The organism is Klebsiella sp. MPUS7, assembly GCF_009905335.1.
GTDB classification, from domain to species: Bacteria; Pseudomonadota; Gammaproteobacteria; order Enterobacterales; family Enterobacteriaceae; genus Klebsiella; species Klebsiella grimontii.
In genome coordinates this window covers 4,467,412-4,482,600 of sequence record NZ_CP047604.1, presented here as the reverse complement: position 1 = coordinate 4,482,600, position 15,189 = coordinate 4,467,412, and the positions used below count along the sequence as shown (strand labels likewise).

Annotated in this window: 16 protein-coding genes; 8 read left to right on the top strand and 8 right to left on the bottom strand. The window is 57.3% G+C overall.

From position 1 onward, the window contains the following. Window positions 1–72 precede the first annotated feature (72 nt). From nrdR to pgpA, 6 genes are all read left to right on the top strand, one after another. Complete coding sequence (nrdR, locus tag GUC22_RS20940) at window positions 73–522, top strand: transcriptional regulator NrdR (RefSeq protein ID WP_004099449.1); 450 nt, start codon at window positions 73–75, stop codon at window positions 520–522. Window positions 523–526: 4 nt separating this feature from the next. Continuing rightward, window positions 527–1,630, top strand: a complete 1,104-nt coding sequence (gene ribD / locus GUC22_RS20935; RefSeq protein WP_082237541.1) for a bifunctional diaminohydroxyphosphoribosylaminopyrimidine deaminase/5-amino-6-(5-phosphoribosylamino)uracil reductase RibD — start codon at window positions 527–529, stop codon at window positions 1,628–1,630. A 93-nt stretch (window positions 1,631–1,723) separates the two neighbouring features. Then, complete coding sequence (gene ribE / locus GUC22_RS20930; RefSeq protein ID WP_004129690.1) at window positions 1,724–2,194, top strand: 6,7-dimethyl-8-ribityllumazine synthase; 471 nt, start codon at window positions 1,724–1,726, stop codon at window positions 2,192–2,194. Window positions 2,195–2,213: 19 nt separating this feature from the next. Then, window positions 2,214–2,633 (top strand): transcription antitermination factor NusB, encoded by a 420-nt coding sequence (gene nusB, locus GUC22_RS20925; RefSeq protein ID WP_004099457.1) that lies wholly within the window; start codon window positions 2,214–2,216, stop codon window positions 2,631–2,633. 74 nt (window positions 2,634–2,707) lie between these two features. Beyond that, window positions 2,708–3,685, top strand: a complete 978-nt coding sequence (thiL, locus tag GUC22_RS20920) for a thiamine-phosphate kinase (protein ID WP_024359058.1) — start codon at window positions 2,708–2,710, stop codon at window positions 3,683–3,685. Window positions 3,686–3,710: 25 nt separating this feature from the next. Then, window positions 3,711–4,178: a phosphatidylglycerophosphatase A gene (gene pgpA, locus GUC22_RS20915; protein ID WP_029669799.1), complete on the top strand. Its 468-nt coding sequence runs from the start codon at window positions 3,711–3,713 to the stop codon at window positions 4,176–4,178. 288 nt (window positions 4,179–4,466) lie between these two features. Here the strand turns inward: pgpA and GUC22_RS20910 are convergent, their stop codons facing one another. The 4 genes from GUC22_RS20910 to xseB are packed head-to-tail and all read right to left on the bottom strand — an operon-like array spanning window position 4,467 to window position 8,525. Further along, complete coding sequence (locus GUC22_RS20910; RefSeq protein ID WP_049088791.1) at window positions 4,467–5,441, bottom strand: aldo/keto reductase; 975 nt, start codon at window positions 5,439–5,441, stop codon at window positions 4,467–4,469. A gap of 60 nt (window positions 5,442–5,501) precedes the next feature. After that, on the bottom strand, window positions 5,502–7,364 hold the full coding sequence (dxs, locus tag GUC22_RS20905) for a 1-deoxy-D-xylulose-5-phosphate synthase (protein ID WP_160183748.1): 1,863 nt from the start codon (window positions 7,362–7,364) through the stop codon (window positions 5,502–5,504). Window positions 7,365–7,382: 18 nt separating this feature from the next. Further along, a complete protein-coding gene (gene ispA, locus GUC22_RS20900; RefSeq protein WP_082237539.1) occupies window positions 7,383–8,282 on the bottom strand; it encodes a (2E,6E)-farnesyl diphosphate synthase in 900 nt (299 codons plus the stop codon). Then, window positions 8,283–8,525 (bottom strand): exodeoxyribonuclease VII small subunit, encoded by a 243-nt coding sequence (xseB, locus tag GUC22_RS20895; protein ID WP_004129702.1) that lies wholly within the window; start codon window positions 8,523–8,525, stop codon window positions 8,283–8,285. A 198-nt stretch (window positions 8,526–8,723) separates the two neighbouring features. On the opposite strand from xseB, the gene thiI reads away from it, so the two are divergent. Next, entirely contained in the window at window positions 8,724–10,172 is a 1,449-nt protein-coding gene (gene thiI, locus GUC22_RS20890) for a tRNA uracil 4-sulfurtransferase ThiI (protein WP_004139920.1), read from the top strand. Window positions 10,173–10,230: 58 nt separating this feature from the next. Here the strand turns inward: thiI and yajL are convergent, their stop codons facing one another. Both yajL and panE read right to left on the bottom strand, forming a co-directional pair. Further along, a complete protein-coding gene (gene yajL, locus GUC22_RS20885; RefSeq protein ID WP_004129704.1) occupies window positions 10,231–10,821 on the bottom strand; it encodes a protein deglycase YajL in 591 nt (196 codons plus the stop codon). After that, complete coding sequence (gene panE / locus GUC22_RS20880) at window positions 10,784–11,695, bottom strand: 2-dehydropantoate 2-reductase (RefSeq protein WP_024359054.1); 912 nt, start codon at window positions 11,693–11,695, stop codon at window positions 10,784–10,786. Before panE ends, yajL begins: the two co-directional genes overlap by 38 nt. Window positions 11,696–11,837: 142 nt before the next feature. Between panE and GUC22_RS20875 the strand changes: the two genes are divergently transcribed. Beyond that, window positions 11,838–12,329 (top strand): YajQ family cyclic di-GMP-binding protein, encoded by a 492-nt coding sequence (locus GUC22_RS20875; RefSeq protein ID WP_004129715.1) that lies wholly within the window; start codon window positions 11,838–11,840, stop codon window positions 12,327–12,329. A 115-nt stretch (window positions 12,330–12,444) separates the two neighbouring features. On the opposite strand, the gene GUC22_RS20870 is transcribed toward GUC22_RS20875, so the two are convergent. Together GUC22_RS20870 and GUC22_RS20865 are read right to left on the bottom strand one after the other, a co-directional pair. Beyond that, window positions 12,445–13,809 (bottom strand): MFS transporter, encoded by a 1,365-nt coding sequence (locus GUC22_RS20870; protein WP_024359053.1) that lies wholly within the window; start codon window positions 13,807–13,809, stop codon window positions 12,445–12,447. A 155-nt stretch (window positions 13,810–13,964) separates the two neighbouring features. Further along, window positions 13,965–15,143, bottom strand: coding sequence for a Gfo/Idh/MocA family protein (locus GUC22_RS20865; RefSeq protein WP_004133460.1), 1,179 nt, complete (start codon window positions 15,141–15,143; stop codon window positions 13,965–13,967). Between the last annotated feature and the right edge of the window lie 46 nt (window positions 15,144–15,189).

Sequence of the window (15,189 nt, the reverse complement as noted above, 5' to 3'; positions counted from 1 at the left end):
AAGCTCTTTCTTTGTTGTCGGGTCACTTCGCGGTAAACTACCCGTTAGTTTAACTACATGTCAGGACGCGCTATGCATTGCCCTTTCTGTTTCGCCGTAGATACCAAAGTTATCGACTCTCGTCTGGTGGGCGAGGGCTCTTCCGTGCGTCGTCGTCGTCAGTGTCTGGTTTGTAATGAACGTTTTACGACGTTTGAAGTGGCGGAACTGGTGATGCCGCGGGTCGTAAAAAGCAACGACGTGCGCGAGCCTTTTAATGAGGACAAACTGCGCAGCGGAATGCTGAAAGCGCTGGAGAAGCGTCCGGTTAGCTCGGACGACGTCGAGATGGCGCTTAACCACATAAAAACCCATCTGCGTGGGACCGGCGAGCGCGAAGTGCCGAGCAAAATGATCGGCAACCTGGTGATGGAGCAGCTGAAAAAGCTCGATAAAGTCGCCTACATCCGCTTTGCTTCCGTTTACCGCAGCTTCGAAGATATCAAAGAGTTTGGCGAAGAGATCGCCCGCTTACAGGACTGAGCCCATGCAGGACGAATTGTACATGGCGCGAGCGCTGAAGCTGGCGGCGCGCGGACGCTTCACCACTCACCCCAATCCGAATGTCGGCTGCGTGATCGTTAAAGATGGCGAGATCGTCGGCGAAGGTTTTCACTATCGCGCCGGTGAACCGCACGCGGAAGTGCACGCGCTGCGCATGGCGGGCGAAAAAGCGCAAGGTGCGACGGCGTACGTCACGCTGGAACCCTGTAGCCATCACGGTCGCACGCCGCCGTGCTGCGAAGCGCTGATTGCCGCGGGGGTGAGCCGCGTGGTCGCGGCGATGCAGGACCCGAACCCGCAGGTCGCGGGGCGCGGTTTGTACCGTTTGCAGCAGGAAGGGGTCGACGTCAGCCATGGGCTGATGATGAACGAAGCCGAAGCGCTGAATAAAGGCTTTCTTAAGCGGATGCGCACCGGCTTTCCCTGGATCCAGTTAAAAATGGGCGCATCGCTGGATGGGCGTACGGCGATGGCCAGCGGGGAGAGCCAGTGGATCACCTCGCCGCAGGCGCGGCGCGATGTGCAGCGCCTGCGCGCGCAAAGCCACGCCATCCTGACCAGCAGCGCGACGGTGCTGGCGGATGACCCGGCGCTAACCGTACGCTGGGACGAGCTCAACGCCGACACCCAGGCGCTGTACCCGCAGGAAAACCTGCGTCAGCCTTTGCGCATCGTTATCGATAGTCAGAATCGCGTCACGCCGCAGCATCGTATCGTGGAGCAGGCGGGTGAAACGCTATTTGCCCGTACCCGTGAAGATGAACGCCAGTGGCCGGAGAACGTACGCACGCTGCTGGTGCCGGAGCATAATGGTCGCCTGGATCTGGTGGTACTGATGATGCTGCTGGGCAAACAGCAAATTAATTCGATTTGGGTGGAAGCAGGCCCCACCCTTGCCGGCGCGCTGCTGGAGGCCGGGCTGGTGGACGAGCTTATCGTCTATATTGCGCCTAAACTGTTAGGCAGCGATGCGCGCGGATTATGTGTACTGCCGGGGCTTGAGAAACTTGAGCAAGCCCCCCATTTCAAATTCAATGAGATACGTCATGTAGGCCCGGATATTTGCCTGCATTTAGTGAACGCTTGATTTCCCCGGACAAAAGGGAAAGCAGTGCGCCGATTATTATGATAGAATCCGCCCCCCTTGCGGGGCCAAATGAACTGAACCCGAAGGAAGAGTATGAACATTATTGAAGCTAACGTTGCTACCCCGGACGCTCGCGTCGCCATCACCATTGCGCGTTTCAACAACTTTATCAACGACAGCCTGCTGGATGGCGCGATTGACGCCCTGAAGCGTATTGGCCAGGTCAAAGATGAAAACATTACCGTTGTTTGGGTTCCAGGCGCGTATGAGCTGCCGCTGGCGGCTGACGCACTGGCGAAAACCGGTAAGTATGACGCGGTGATCGCGCTGGGTACCGTTATCCGTGGCGGCACTGCGCACTTTGAATATGTGGCTGGCGGTGCAAGCAATGGCCTGGCGCACGTCGCTCAGGACAGCGGAATCCCGGTAGCCTTCGGTGTTCTGACCACAGAAAGTATTGAGCAAGCCATCGAACGCGCTGGCACCAAAGCCGGTAACAAAGGCGCTGAAGCAGCGCTGACCGCGCTGGAAATGATTAACGTATTGAAAGCCATCAAGGCCTGATTTTTGTAAGGGGAATTCCGTGAAACCTGCTGCTCGTCGCCGCGCCCGTGAGTGTGCTGTCCAGGCGCTTTACTCCTGGCAGTTGTCCAAAAACGACATCGCTGATGTCGAATACCAGTTCCTGGCGGAACAGGATGTGAAAGATGTAGACGTTCTGTATTTCCGCGAACTGCTGTCCGGAGTGGCGACTAACAGCGCGTATCTCGACGGCCTGATGAAGCCGTATCTTTCTCGTCTGCTGGACGAGCTGGGTCAGGTGGAAAAAGCGGTGCTGCGTATCGCACTGTTTGAGCTGTCAAAGCGTAGCGATGTCCCGTACAAAGTTGCGATTAACGAAGCCATCGAACTGGCGAAAACCTTTGGCGCTGAAGATAGCCATAAGTTTGTCAACGGCGTGCTGGACAAAGCTGCCCCGGTAATTCGTCCTAACAAAAAGTAAACTCCAGGGCCGGTTTTGTAGAGTCTCACTCTTGCAAACCGGCCTTATTCTTTTCTTTTTCTGAGGCATAACGTATGGCATGCGGCGAATTTTCCCTGATTGCCCGTTATTTTGATCGCGTAAAAAGCGCTCGTCTTGATGTTGAAACCGGCATTGGCGACGACTGCGCGCTCCTGAACATCCCCGAGAAAAAAACGCTGGCAATCAGCACCGACACCCTGGTGGCGGGAAACCATTTTTTACCCGATATCGACCCTGCAGACCTCGCCTATAAAGCGCTGGCGGTCAACCTGAGCGACCTGGCGGCAATGGGCGCTGAACCGGCGTGGTTAACCCTGGCCCTGACCCTGCCGGAAGCAGACGAAGCCTGGCTTGAAGCCTTTAGCGACAGCCTGTTTGTGCAGCTCAACTATTATGATATGCAACTCATTGGCGGCGATACCACGCGCGGACCGCTGTCGATGACGCTGGGTATCCATGGCTTTGTGCCGACGGGACGCGGTCTGAAGCGTTCCGGGGCGAAGCCGGGAGACTGGATTTACGTCACCGGCACGCCCGGAGACAGCGCCGCGGGTCTGGCGATTTTGCAGGATCGGCTGCACGTTCAAGATAACGCCGACGCGGATTATTTCCTGGCGCGCCATCTGCGTCCGCTGCCGCGGGTTCTACAGGGGCAGGCGCTGCGCGATTTGGCGAACTCCGCCATCGATCTCTCCGACGGTCTGATTTCCGACCTCGGGCATATTCTTAACGCCAGCGGCTGCGGCGCGCGCGTCGATCTCGATGCGATGCCGTTCTCGGATGCGATGCTGCGCCAGGTTGAGACGGAACAGGCGCTGCGCTGGGCGCTCTCCGGCGGTGAGGATTATGAGCTGTGCTTTACCGTGCCTGAACTCAATCGCGGGGCGCTGGACGTGGCCCTTGCCAATCTCGGCGCGCGCTTTACCTGTATTGGACAGATACTTCCGCAATCGGAAGGTCTGCAGTTCATGCGCGAAGGTAAGCCCGTTACGTTCGATTTTAAGGGATACGATCATTTTGGCGCGGAGTAGAGATGTGGCGAAAAGCCGCCTGAAGATGAGCAACCCTTGGCATCTGCTGGCAACGGGATTCGGCAGCGGCCTTAGCCCGGTGGTTCCCGGCACCATGGGATCGCTGGCGTCGATCCCCTTCTGGTATCTGCTCACCTTACTCCCCTGGCAGCTCTATTCGCTGGCGGTGATGATGAGCATCTGCATTGGCGTCTATATTTGCCACCGTACGGCGAAAGATATGGGCACCCACGATCACGGCAGCATCGTCTGGGATGAGTTCGTGGGGATGTGGATTACCCTGATGGCTTTACCGACGATGGACTGGCAGTGGGTCGCCGCCGGCTTTGTGATTTTCCGTCTCTTTGATATGTGGAAGCCGTGGCCTATCCGCTGGTTCGACCGCAATATTCACGGCGGGATGGGGATCATGGTCGACGATATTGTCGCCGGGGTGATTTCCGCCGGGGTGCTGTATGTGATTGGCCACCACTGGCCGATTGGACTTTTCTAAATAAAATCCGGCCCGCCCCTGGGAAATCGAGCAGGCAGGCGTTTCCCGGAGGCGGTGCTGGCGCACCTGTCCGGGCTACCGGCCCGCAGGCGTGGGTGAGTCAGTAGCCCGGGCAGACGCTTTGCGTCGCCCCCGGGAGCAGAGTGGCACCATTCCCGGAGACGGCGCTGCGCACCTGTCCGGGCTACCGGCCTGCAGGCGTGGGTGAACCCGTCGTCCGCAGAGGTTGGTGTACCTGTAGCCCGGCTAAGCGCAGCGCGAGCCGGGAATCTGGTAGGGAACCGCGCGTTACTTGAACCCGACGATCGGGTGCGGTTTATACGGCGTCTCCAGCTTTTCAATCTGCTCCGGTGTCAGCGTTAAATCGACCGCATGCAGCAGCTCATCCAGCTGATCCTGCCGTGAGGCGCCGATAATCGGCGCGGCCACGCCGGGTTTGCTCAATAACCAGGCCAGCGCCACCTGGGCGCGGTTGGCATCAAGCTCTTCCGCGACTTCGGCCAGGTTTGTCGCAATCTGTTCATCATTCTCATCCATGGCGTTGTAGAGCGATTTACCGACTTCATCTGATACCAGACGGGCGGTAGTTTCCCCCCACGGGCGAGTCAGGCGGCCACGCGCCAGCGGGCTCCACGGCATCACCGCGACGCCTTCCCGGCTGCACAGCGGCAGCATCTCATTTTCTTCTTCGCGATAAATCAGATTGTAATGATCCTGCATGGTGACGAAGCGGGCCCAGTTATTCTGCGTCTGCAGCGCTAACGCCTGGGCAAACTGGCGGGCGTGCATCGACGATGCGCCGATATAGCGGGCTTTACCCGCCTTGACGACATCGTTGAGCGCTTCGAGGGTTTCTTCAATGGGCGTGGCGTAATCCCAACGATGGATCTGCAGCAGATCGACATACTCCATGCCGAGGCGACGCAGGCTGTCGTCGATGGAACGCAGGATCTGCGCGCGCGACAGCCCCTGCGGCAGATCGCCCACCTGATGGTAAACCTTGGTGGCGACGATCACGGAATCGCGGCGGGCGTACTCGCGCAGCGCGCGCCCGAGGATCTCTTCGCTGCTGCCGTCAGAGTAGTTATTCGAGGTGTCGAAGAAGTTAATGCCGCCTTCGAGAGCGTATTTTATCAGCGGGCGGCTGCTCTCTTCCGGTAAGGTCCAGGCATGGTTACCGCGGTCCGGTTCGCCAAAGGTCATGCAGCCCAGACAGAGACGGGAAACGCGGAGATCGGTATCGCCAAGAGGGATGTAGTGCATAGTGCGCTCCTGCTACGAATAAAGGGTATCCTTTAACCATAGCAGGAGCGGTGGCGGCAATTATGCCAGCCAGGCGTGGATTTTGGCTTCGATGCCGGCGGCGTCCAGGCCGAGGTCGGCATGCGCTTCTTCCTGGGTTCCCTGCGGGATGAAGAAATCAGGCAGGCCGAGATTCAGTACCGGAACCGCGCGGCGGCGCGACATCAGCAGCTCGTTTACGCCGCTGCCGGCACCGCCCATGATGGCGTTCTCTTCCAGGGTGACCAGCACCTCGTGTTCTGCGGCCAGCTGTAGTACCAGCGCCTCATCCAGCGGTTTGGCAAAGCGCATATCCACCAGGGTGGCGTTAAGCTTTTCCGCGACTTTTGCGGCCTGCGGCAGCAGCGTACCGAAATTCAGAATCGCGATTTTTTCACCTTCGCGCTTCACCACGCCTTTACCGATAGGCAGCGAAGCCAGCGGTTCAAACGGCGCGCCGGTACCGGAGCCGCGCGGATAGCGCACCGCGCACGGGCCGTCGTTATAGTGATAACCGGTATACAGCATCTGGCGGCATTCGTTCTCGTCGCTCGGGGTCATGATAACCATATCCGGGATGCAGCGCAGGAAGGAGATATCAAACGCGCCCTGGTGAGTTTGCCCATCGGCGCCGACGATACCCGCGCGGTCGATAGCGAACAGCACCGGCAGCTTCTGGATGGCGACATCGTGAATCACCTGGTCATAGGCGCGCTGCAGGAAGGTGGAGTAAATCGCCACCACCGGCTTATAGCCGCCAATCGCCAGCCCGGCGGCAAAGGTTACCGCGTGCTGCTCGGCAATGGCCACGTCGAAATACTGGTCGGGATATTTTTTTGAGAACTCGACCATCCCCGAGCCTTCGCGCATCGCTGGCGTAACGGCCATCAGCTTGTTATCTTTCGCGGCGGTTTCGCACAGCCAGTCGCCGAAGATTTTCGAGTAAGAGGGCAGGCCGCCGCTGCTTTTCGGCAGCACGCCGCTGGTATGATCGAATTTCGGCACCGCGTGGAAGGTGATCGGGTCTTTTTCGGCGGGCTCATAGCCGCGGCCTTTTTTAGTCATAATATGCAGGAACTGCGGCCCTTTGAGGTCGCGCATGTTCTTCAGCGTATTAACCAGACCGATAACGTCGTGGCCGTCCACCGGCCCAATGTAGTTAAAGCCCAGCTCTTCAAACAGCGTCCCCGGAACCACCATCCCTTTGATATGTTCCTCGGTGCGTTTGAGCAGCTCTTTAATCGGCGGCACGCCGGAGAAGACCTTTTTGCCGCCTTCGCGCAGCGTGGAGTAGAGTTTTCCGGAAAGCAGCTGTGCCAGGTGATTGTTTAGCGCGCCGACGTTCTCGGAGATCGACATTTCGTTGTCGTTGAGCACTACCAGCAGATCGGGTTTGATATCGCCAGCGTGGTTCATCGCTTCAAACGCCATTCCCGCGGTTATCGCCCCGTCGCCGATCACGCAGACCGCGCGGCGCTGCTTATCTTCTTTGGCAGCGGCGATGGCTATCCCGATGCCGGCGGAGATGGAGGTAGACGAGTGGCCGACGCTCAGGACGTCATACTCGCTTTCTCCGCGCCACGGGAAGGGGTGCAGACCGCCTTTCTGGCGGATAGTGCCGATCCGATCGCGGCGTCCGGTCAGAATTTTATGTGGGTAAGCCTGGTGGCCGACGTCCCAGATTAGGCGATCGAAAGGCGTGTTATAGACGTAGTGCAGCGCCACGGTCAGTTCTACCGTGCCGAGGCCGGAGGCAAAGTGCCCGCTGGAACGGCTGACGCTGTCCAGCAGGTAACGCCGCAGTTCGTCGCACAGTTTCGGCAGGCTATCTTTCGGCAACAAACGCAACTCCTGGGTGGAATCCACCAGCGCCAGGGTCGGGTATTTGGCAATATCAAAACTCATCAGAGACTCATTTATTGTTTATTTATCACGCTGAATTATGTAATTCGCGAGCGCTTCCAGTGCCGTGGTATCCAGAGATTGCGCGGCCAGCTCAGTTAACGACCGGCGGGCGTCGGTAATCAGGTCATGGGCCTTTTTCCGGGCTTGCTCAAGTCCCAGAAGGGCGGGGTAGGTACTTTTGCCCAGCTGCTGGTCGGCTCCCTGACGTTTGCCAAGGGTGGCAGTATCCCCTACCACGTCGAGAATGTCATCCTGGACCTGGAAGGCGAGACCGATATTCTCAGCGTATCGATCGAGAGCGGGTAGCGCCCTGCGCCCGGCTTCACCTGCGCTCAGCGCGCCCATCCGTACCGCGGCGCGAATCAACGCGCCGGTTTTATGGCGATGAATACGCTCCAGCGACGCCAGGTCAACCTGATGGCCTTCCGCTTCCAGATCCAGCGCCTGACCGCCGCACATGCCGGCGATGCCGCTGGCCTGCGCCAGTTCGGAAATCATCGCCAGGCGATCGCGATCCGGCACTTCAGCCATGGGCGCATCGCTTAGTATAGAAAACGCCAGCGTTTGTAGAGCGTCTCCGGCAAGAATTGCGTTCGCTTCGCCGAATTTTATATGGCAGGTCGGCTGGCCGCGGCGTAAATCGTCATCGTCCATCGCCGGGAGGTCGTCGTGCATCAGCGAATAAGCATGAATGCATTCAACGGCGGCGGCAGGGGCGTCCAGCGTAGCGCGGCTGACGCCAAACATGTCGCCGGTGGCGTAAACCAGGAACGGGCGCAGGCGTTTGCCGCCTAATAATGCGCCATACTGCATGGCTTCAACCAGCGGAGTGTTCTGAAAAGGCTGCGGGGCGATAAAACGGCGCAGCGCTGCGTTAGCCTGCTCAACGCACGCCTGTAGCTGTTGCGGGAAGTCCATTTATTCAGCGTCCGGCGTGAAAGGCGTAAGCGGCGCGTCTTCGCTATCCGCCAGCAGAATTTGTACGCGCTGCTCGGCCTGCTGCAGCTTTGCCTGCCCCTGGCGCGCCAGCTGGATCCCGCGCTCAAATTCGCCGAGCGCTTCTTCTAACGGCAGCGCGCCGCTTTCCAGACGATTAACAATTTGCTCCAGCTCGCCCAGGGCGGTTTCGAAGCTGGCCGGGGCCTCATTTTTCTTTGGCATAGTGAATATAGACTCTTTTAATGTCTCGATGGCTATCAATATGGTAACGAAGTCGCGCGGTTAATCAAATAACGCGCAATGCCAGGTGAAAAGCGCCCAATAGTGGTATACTCCGCGCCCTGGATGCAGACGCCGGTTGCGCCTGTACAACTTTTTATGCTTAAAGCCCCGTCGGGCTTGCCAACGAATAGTGTCGCCATGAAGTTTATCATTAAATTGTTCCCGGAAATCACCATCAAAAGCCAATCTGTGCGATTGCGCTTCATTAAAATTTTAACCGGGAACATTCGTAACGTTCTCAAAAACTATGATGAGACGCTTGCCGTCGTTCGTCACTGGGATCATATCGAGGTCCGGGCGAAGGATGAAAATCAGCGCCCGGCCATTCGTGACGCCCTGACCCGTATCCCGGGTATCCACCATATTCTGGAAGTCGAAGACGTTCCTTATACCTCCCTGCACGATATTTTCGAGCAGACGCTGCCGCTGTGGCGTGAAGCGCTGGAAGGTAAAACCTTCTGCGTGCGCGTTAAGCGTCGCGGTAAGCATGAGTTTACCTCAATCGAAGTGGAGCGCTACGTCGGCGGCGGCTTGAACCAGCATATTGAAACGGCGCGCGTAAAGCTGACCGACCCCGATGTGACGGTTAACCTCGAGATTGAAAACGATCGTCTGCTGCTGGTGAAAGGGCGCTACGAAGGTATCGGTGGTTTCCCGATCGGTACCCAGGAAGACGTGCTGTCGCTGATTTCCGGCGGGTTCGACTCCGGCGTCTCCAGCTATATGCTGATGCGCCGCGGCTGCCGCGTGCATTACTGCTTCTTTAACCTTGGCGGCGCGGCCCATGAAATCGGCGTGCGTCAGGTTGCGCACTATCTGTGGAATCGCTTCGGCAGCTCGCACCGCGTGCGCTTCGTGGCGATCAACTTCGAGCCGGTGGTGGGCGAGATTCTTGAGAAAGTCGACGACGGCCAGATGGGCGTGGTGCTCAAGCGCATGATGGTGCGCGCAGCGTCAAAAGTCGCCGAGCGCTACGGCGTTCAGGCGCTGGTCACCGGCGAAGCGTTAGGCCAGGTGTCCAGCCAGACGCTGACCAACCTGCGCCTGATTGACAACGTCTCTGATACCCTGATTCTGCGTCCGCTGATTTCGCACGATAAAGAGCACATTATTGACCTCGCGCGTGAAATCGGCACCGAAGATTTTGCCCGCACCATGCCGGAATACTGCGGCGTTATCTCGAAGAGCCCGACCGTGAAAGCGGTGAAGGCGAAGATCGAGGCGGAAGAAGAGCACTTCGATTTTAGCATCCTTGAGAAAGTGGTAGCGGAAGCGAGCAATATTGATATCCGCGATATCGCTCAGCAGACCGAGCAGGACGTGGTGGAAGTGGAAACCGTCAGCGGTTTTGGCCCTAACGACGTTATCCTCGATATCCGCTCTATCGACGAGCAGGACGATAAGCCGCTGAAGGTGGAGGGCGTGGACGTGGTTTCGCTACCTTTCTATAAGCTGAGCACCAAATTTGGCGATCTCGACCAGAATAAAACCTGGCTGCTGTGGTGTGAACGCGGGGTGATGAGCCGCCTGCAGGCGCTGTATCTGCGCGAGCAGGGCTTTGAAAACGTGAAGGTTTATCGCCCCTAGTTCCTCAGGAGCAAGGCGCAATCATTAAAAACGGCAACCCTGGGTTGCCGTTTTGCGTTTATTCGTAGTAGTTATAAATTCCTGCCGCCATCACCAGTTGGGAAGCGACTTCGTGCGCTTTTTCGCGTCCAACCAGCAGATCGATCATCTTCAAGGCGAAATCAATAGAGGTTCCCGGCCCCTGACTGGTGAGCAGCTTGACGCGAGCATCCCAGACGACGCGCTTATCCTGCCACTGCTCGGCGGGGATCTGCTCTTTCAGCGCCGGAAATCCGGTCATATTGCCGATGGGGAAAAGGTTGTGCGGTACCAGCACGGTCGCCGCCGCGGCGCAAATCGCCGCAACGATGCGCCCGGAAAGATGAAACTGGCGTACCGTTTCAACCAGCAGCGGGCTGTCGCGAAAGTACTCCGCGCCTTTAATGCCGCCGGGCAGAACAAGGATATCGAAATCTCCGTCGGCCACTTCCACCAGCGGCGCATCGGCCAGCAGCTTAACGCCGCGCGAGCAGACGATGGTCAGGCTGCCATCGCCGGCGACGCTGGCGGTGGTGACCTTTATGCCGCCGCGAACGAGTAAATCAATGGTGGTGACCGCTTCGGTCTCTTCGCTACCAGGGGCGAGGCAAATCAGTGCCGACGCGCTCATATTCATTCTCCTTACGCTTGACCAGTTCAAACAGGCGGGTATTCTCGGGTACGGCGATACCGTGGGCTCGGGCGCGTTTTAACAGAAAACCGGTGATATAGTCGATTTCCGTATGGCGCTGGGCGAGAATGTCCTGCAGCATTGAGGAGGTATTTTCTGCCGTACTTTCAATAACCTGATGCACATAGAATAACAGGTTTTCCGGCGAGGTATGCATCCCCTCGCGATCCATCACCGCCGCAACTTCATAACAAATAGCGGCAACCTCCTGCGGGTATTCGCGCAAGTCGCCATTCTGACAGTTTTTCAGCGCCGTCAGCGGGTTAATCACACAGTTGACCGCCAGCTTGCTCCAGATCGCGGGGTAGATATTGTTATGCCAGGCGACGTCGGGCAGCACGCCCTGCAGCACATCGGCAAGATAGCTATAATCCTGTGGGTAATCCTTCGCCGGGCCAATATGACTGGTGCCGTTGGCGACGTGGACGATAACGTTGCCGTCGCGGCGGGCCGCCTGCGTTGTCGAAGCCAGCAGCAGCGGCTGTTTGAGGGTCTTCAGCTCGTCAATGGTACCCATGCCGTTGTGCATGAGCAGAACAGGTACTGACGAGGGCAGGATGGCGCTCAGGTTTTTCACCGCGTTCGAGACTTGCCAGGCTTTTAGGGTGACCAGCAGCAGGTCGCTGCTGGCAAGAAAGTCAGGATCGTTAGCGGTAAATGATTCATTAAACACGCTGCCGTCGGTATCAATGACATTGACGCTACAGAACGGCTGGGGGACGCGTAACCAGCCCTGGACTTCATGTCCCTGTTTGTACAGCGCAGTTAGCCATAACTGTCCCAGCGCACCGCATCCGAGTACGGTTACTTTCATTATTCCTCCTCACCTGTGAGTGCTGCATCAGGTGCTCATGGCTAAAGTATAGCGTTATCAGTTATCCTTTCGGGATAACAAGTTGAGTTATGTCGCGTTGCGGGTATTATGCAACGCAAAAGAAACGGAAGGAGAGGAAAAGATGCCATCTTTCGATATTGTCTCTGAAGTCGATCTTCAGGAAGTTCGAAACGCCGTAGAGAACGCGACCCGTGAAGTTGAATCGCGTTTTGATTTTCGTAACGTCGAAGCGAGCTTTGAGCTGAACGAAAAAAACGAGACCATCAAGGTCCTCAGCGAGTCTGATTTCCAGATTAACCAGTTGCTGGATATTCTGCGCGCGAAGCTGCTGAAACGCGGAATCGAAGGCAGTTCTATCGAGGTGCCGGATGAGTTCGTGCACAGTGGTAAGACCTGGTTCGTCGATGCCAAGCTGAAGCAGGGCATTGAGAGCGCGACGCAGAAAAAAATCGTCAAGCTTATTAAGGACAGCAAGCTGAAGGTACAGGCGCAGATTCAGGGCGAAGAGATTCGCGTTACCGGTAAGTCTCGCGACGACCTGCAGGCGGTTATGGCGCTGGTGCGCGGCGGTGATTTAGGTCAGCCGTTCCAGTTCAAAAACTTCCGCGATTAAAATAGCGCTATCGCTGTTTTTGTCTGCCGGGTAAGGCGTTAACCGCCGCCCGGCAGAAGACAAACTCATCGCTTAAAACGTTTTTTTGGCCTGCGTAAAGCAGGTTATTTCGCGTTTAGATTCCTTTGATCGCCTGCTCAATCTCGAAGCGGTTGGTGATCTTGCTGTCGATTTTGATATACACCGAACGCTCTTCGGCGATCACCAGAGCTTCTTTTACGCCCTCTTTAGCCTGTAAACGTTCCTCTAGCATTTTATCCGCCGCGATATCCTCCGGGATCTCGACCCGCAGGCTGCTGACGTACGGCGGTTCGCTCATGGTGCTGGCCACCAGTAGCCACAGCATCGCCAGCAGGGCGCCGAGCAGGAAGACGGTTTGCGAGTCAAAAAAGCCGTCCACCCAGCCGCCGAGCGCTCCGCCGATGGCCACGCCGAGGAACTGGCTGGTGGAATAAATTCCCATCGCGGTGCCTTTATAGCCGGCCGGTGATTCTTTGCTGATTAACGACGGAAGTAGAGCTTCCAACAGGTTAAACGCGAGGAAAAATAGCTGAACGCCGGCAACCAGTTCCCAGAAATAGCCCCCGGCGCCCCAAAGTACGATCTCAGCGATCAGCAGGATGGCGACGCACAGCAGGAAGACGCGTTTCATTTTGCGCTTCACTTCGGCGTAGATAATAAATGGTACCACCGCAACAAATGAGACCAGCATGGTGACCAGATAGATTTTCCAGTGCTCGGCGGCGGGGAAACCGGCGGCTTCCAGCTGGCCCGGCAGGGCGACAAAAGTCGACATCAGCATGATATGCAGGCACATAATACCGAAATTGAGCTTCAGTAGTTTTGGCTCAGCAAGGACTTTGCTGAAGCAGCCCTTCACCATACCGGACTCGCGGTTCAGCACGTGATTCTGGCTGTTTGGCACTACCCACAGCGTCAGCAGAATCCCGAGCGTCGCCAGGAAGGCGATCATCCAGAACAGGGCGTGCAGGCCTAACTGATGGGTAACGATAGGCCCGAGAACCATTGCAATAGCAAAGGTGACGCCAAAGCTTACGCCGATAAACGCCATGGCTTTAGTGCGGTTCTGCTCGCGGGTTAAATCGGAAAGCAGCGCCATCACCGCAGCGGCAATCGCCCCGGAACCCTGCAGCGCGCGGCCAAGAATAATTCCCCAGATCGAGTCGGAAAGCGCCGCGATAACGCTGCCGATGACGAAGATTAACAGGCCGCCGACGATCAGCGGTTTACGCCCAATGCGGTCGGAAAGCAGTCCGAAAGGAATCTGGAATATCGCCTGGGCCAGCCCGTAAATGCCGATTGCCAGGCCGATAAGGGCCTCGCTTGCGCCCTGTAACGCCATGCCGTAAGTGGTCAGAACCGGCAGGACCATAAACATGCCGAGCATGCGCAAAGAGAATACGGTCCCCAAACCCCAGGTCGCGCGCAGTTCGCCTGGCGTCATTTTATTATCGTTCATTACCACCTCAATATAAAAACTGCGCCTAGTGTAGTGGGGGGAAACAGAAGCGTAAATAAATGTTTGTTTAACAGATATTACGACTGTGTTGCATGATGAGGTGAGTACGGTAGGCAAAAAAAACCAGTGGAGGAGCCTCCACTGGAGTGCAGAGATTAATGGCAGTTAAAGTCAACCCACTGGCCGCCCGCGTCGGCGGATTTAACGCACTGCTCAACCCAGTAAACGCCGTGCAGCCCGGCTTCCACGTCCGGATACCAGAAGGTCTCGAGGAATGCCCGGTCACCGCGATCCATGGCGTCGATGGCGATGGCGTAGCGGCGATAGAGGTTGGCCCACGCTTCGAACAGCCCTTCAGGGTGACCGCCGCCAATGCGGTCATCCGCCAGCGCCTGCTGGCTGAGATAGGGCATCCCGCGCTCCAGTACGCGCGCCGGTTCGCCCTGCACCTCGTAGCTCAGCTGATTTGGGCGTTCATCCCACCATTCGATGCTGGCTTTTTCGCCAATGACGCGGACTTTTTGTGAATGCATCGCGCCGCTGTTGACCGCGCTGGTCCACAGTGAACCGACGGCGCCGTTGTTATATTCCATCAGCACAAAGGCGTTATCTTCCAGCGGCGCGCGGGATTTGACGAAGCTTTGACGTGCGCACATCAGGCGGGTGATGTTCAGATTCGGCACCATCGTCTCGGCAATAAATAGCGGGTGGGTCGCCAGATCCCCCAGCACATAGCTAGGGCCAGCATATTTGGGTGTGACCCGCCAGCGGGTGGATTCCGCTTGCAGCTCAACGGCTTCATTATGAAAACCGTGGGCAAACTGCATATTGATAATGCGGATCTCGCCGAGCATCCCCTCGGCTATCATCTGCCGTGCCTGCTGGATCATCTGGTGCCCGGCATAACCGTAGGTGACGCCGATAATTTTATTCTGCTTTTTACTCAGCGCGAGCAGTTCGCGCGCTTCGTCGGCGGTAAAGCACAGCGGTTTTTCGCAGATAACGTGCAGCCCGGCTTCCAGCGCCGCTTTAGTGATAGCGAAGTGAGTATTATTCGGCGTCGTCACCGATACGGCTTCAATCCCGTCGGGGCGTTTGGCCTCCTCCGCGAACAGCGTTTTATAATCGGCGTAGCAGCGCTCAGGAGCGATGCCGAGCTGCTCGCCGAATTGACGGCCGCGCTCGGCATCGATATCAAGCGCGCCGGCCAGCAAAGTAAAGACGTTATCACGCAGCGCCGCGCAACGGTGGCTGTAGCCAATCTGGCTGGTACCGCCGCCGCCGACCATGCCCCAGCGCAGGGAGCGGGATAAGGGTTTCATGCCGTTTAACATGATGGTGCTCTCCTCAATGATAGAGATACTACGGATTTCAGATGTT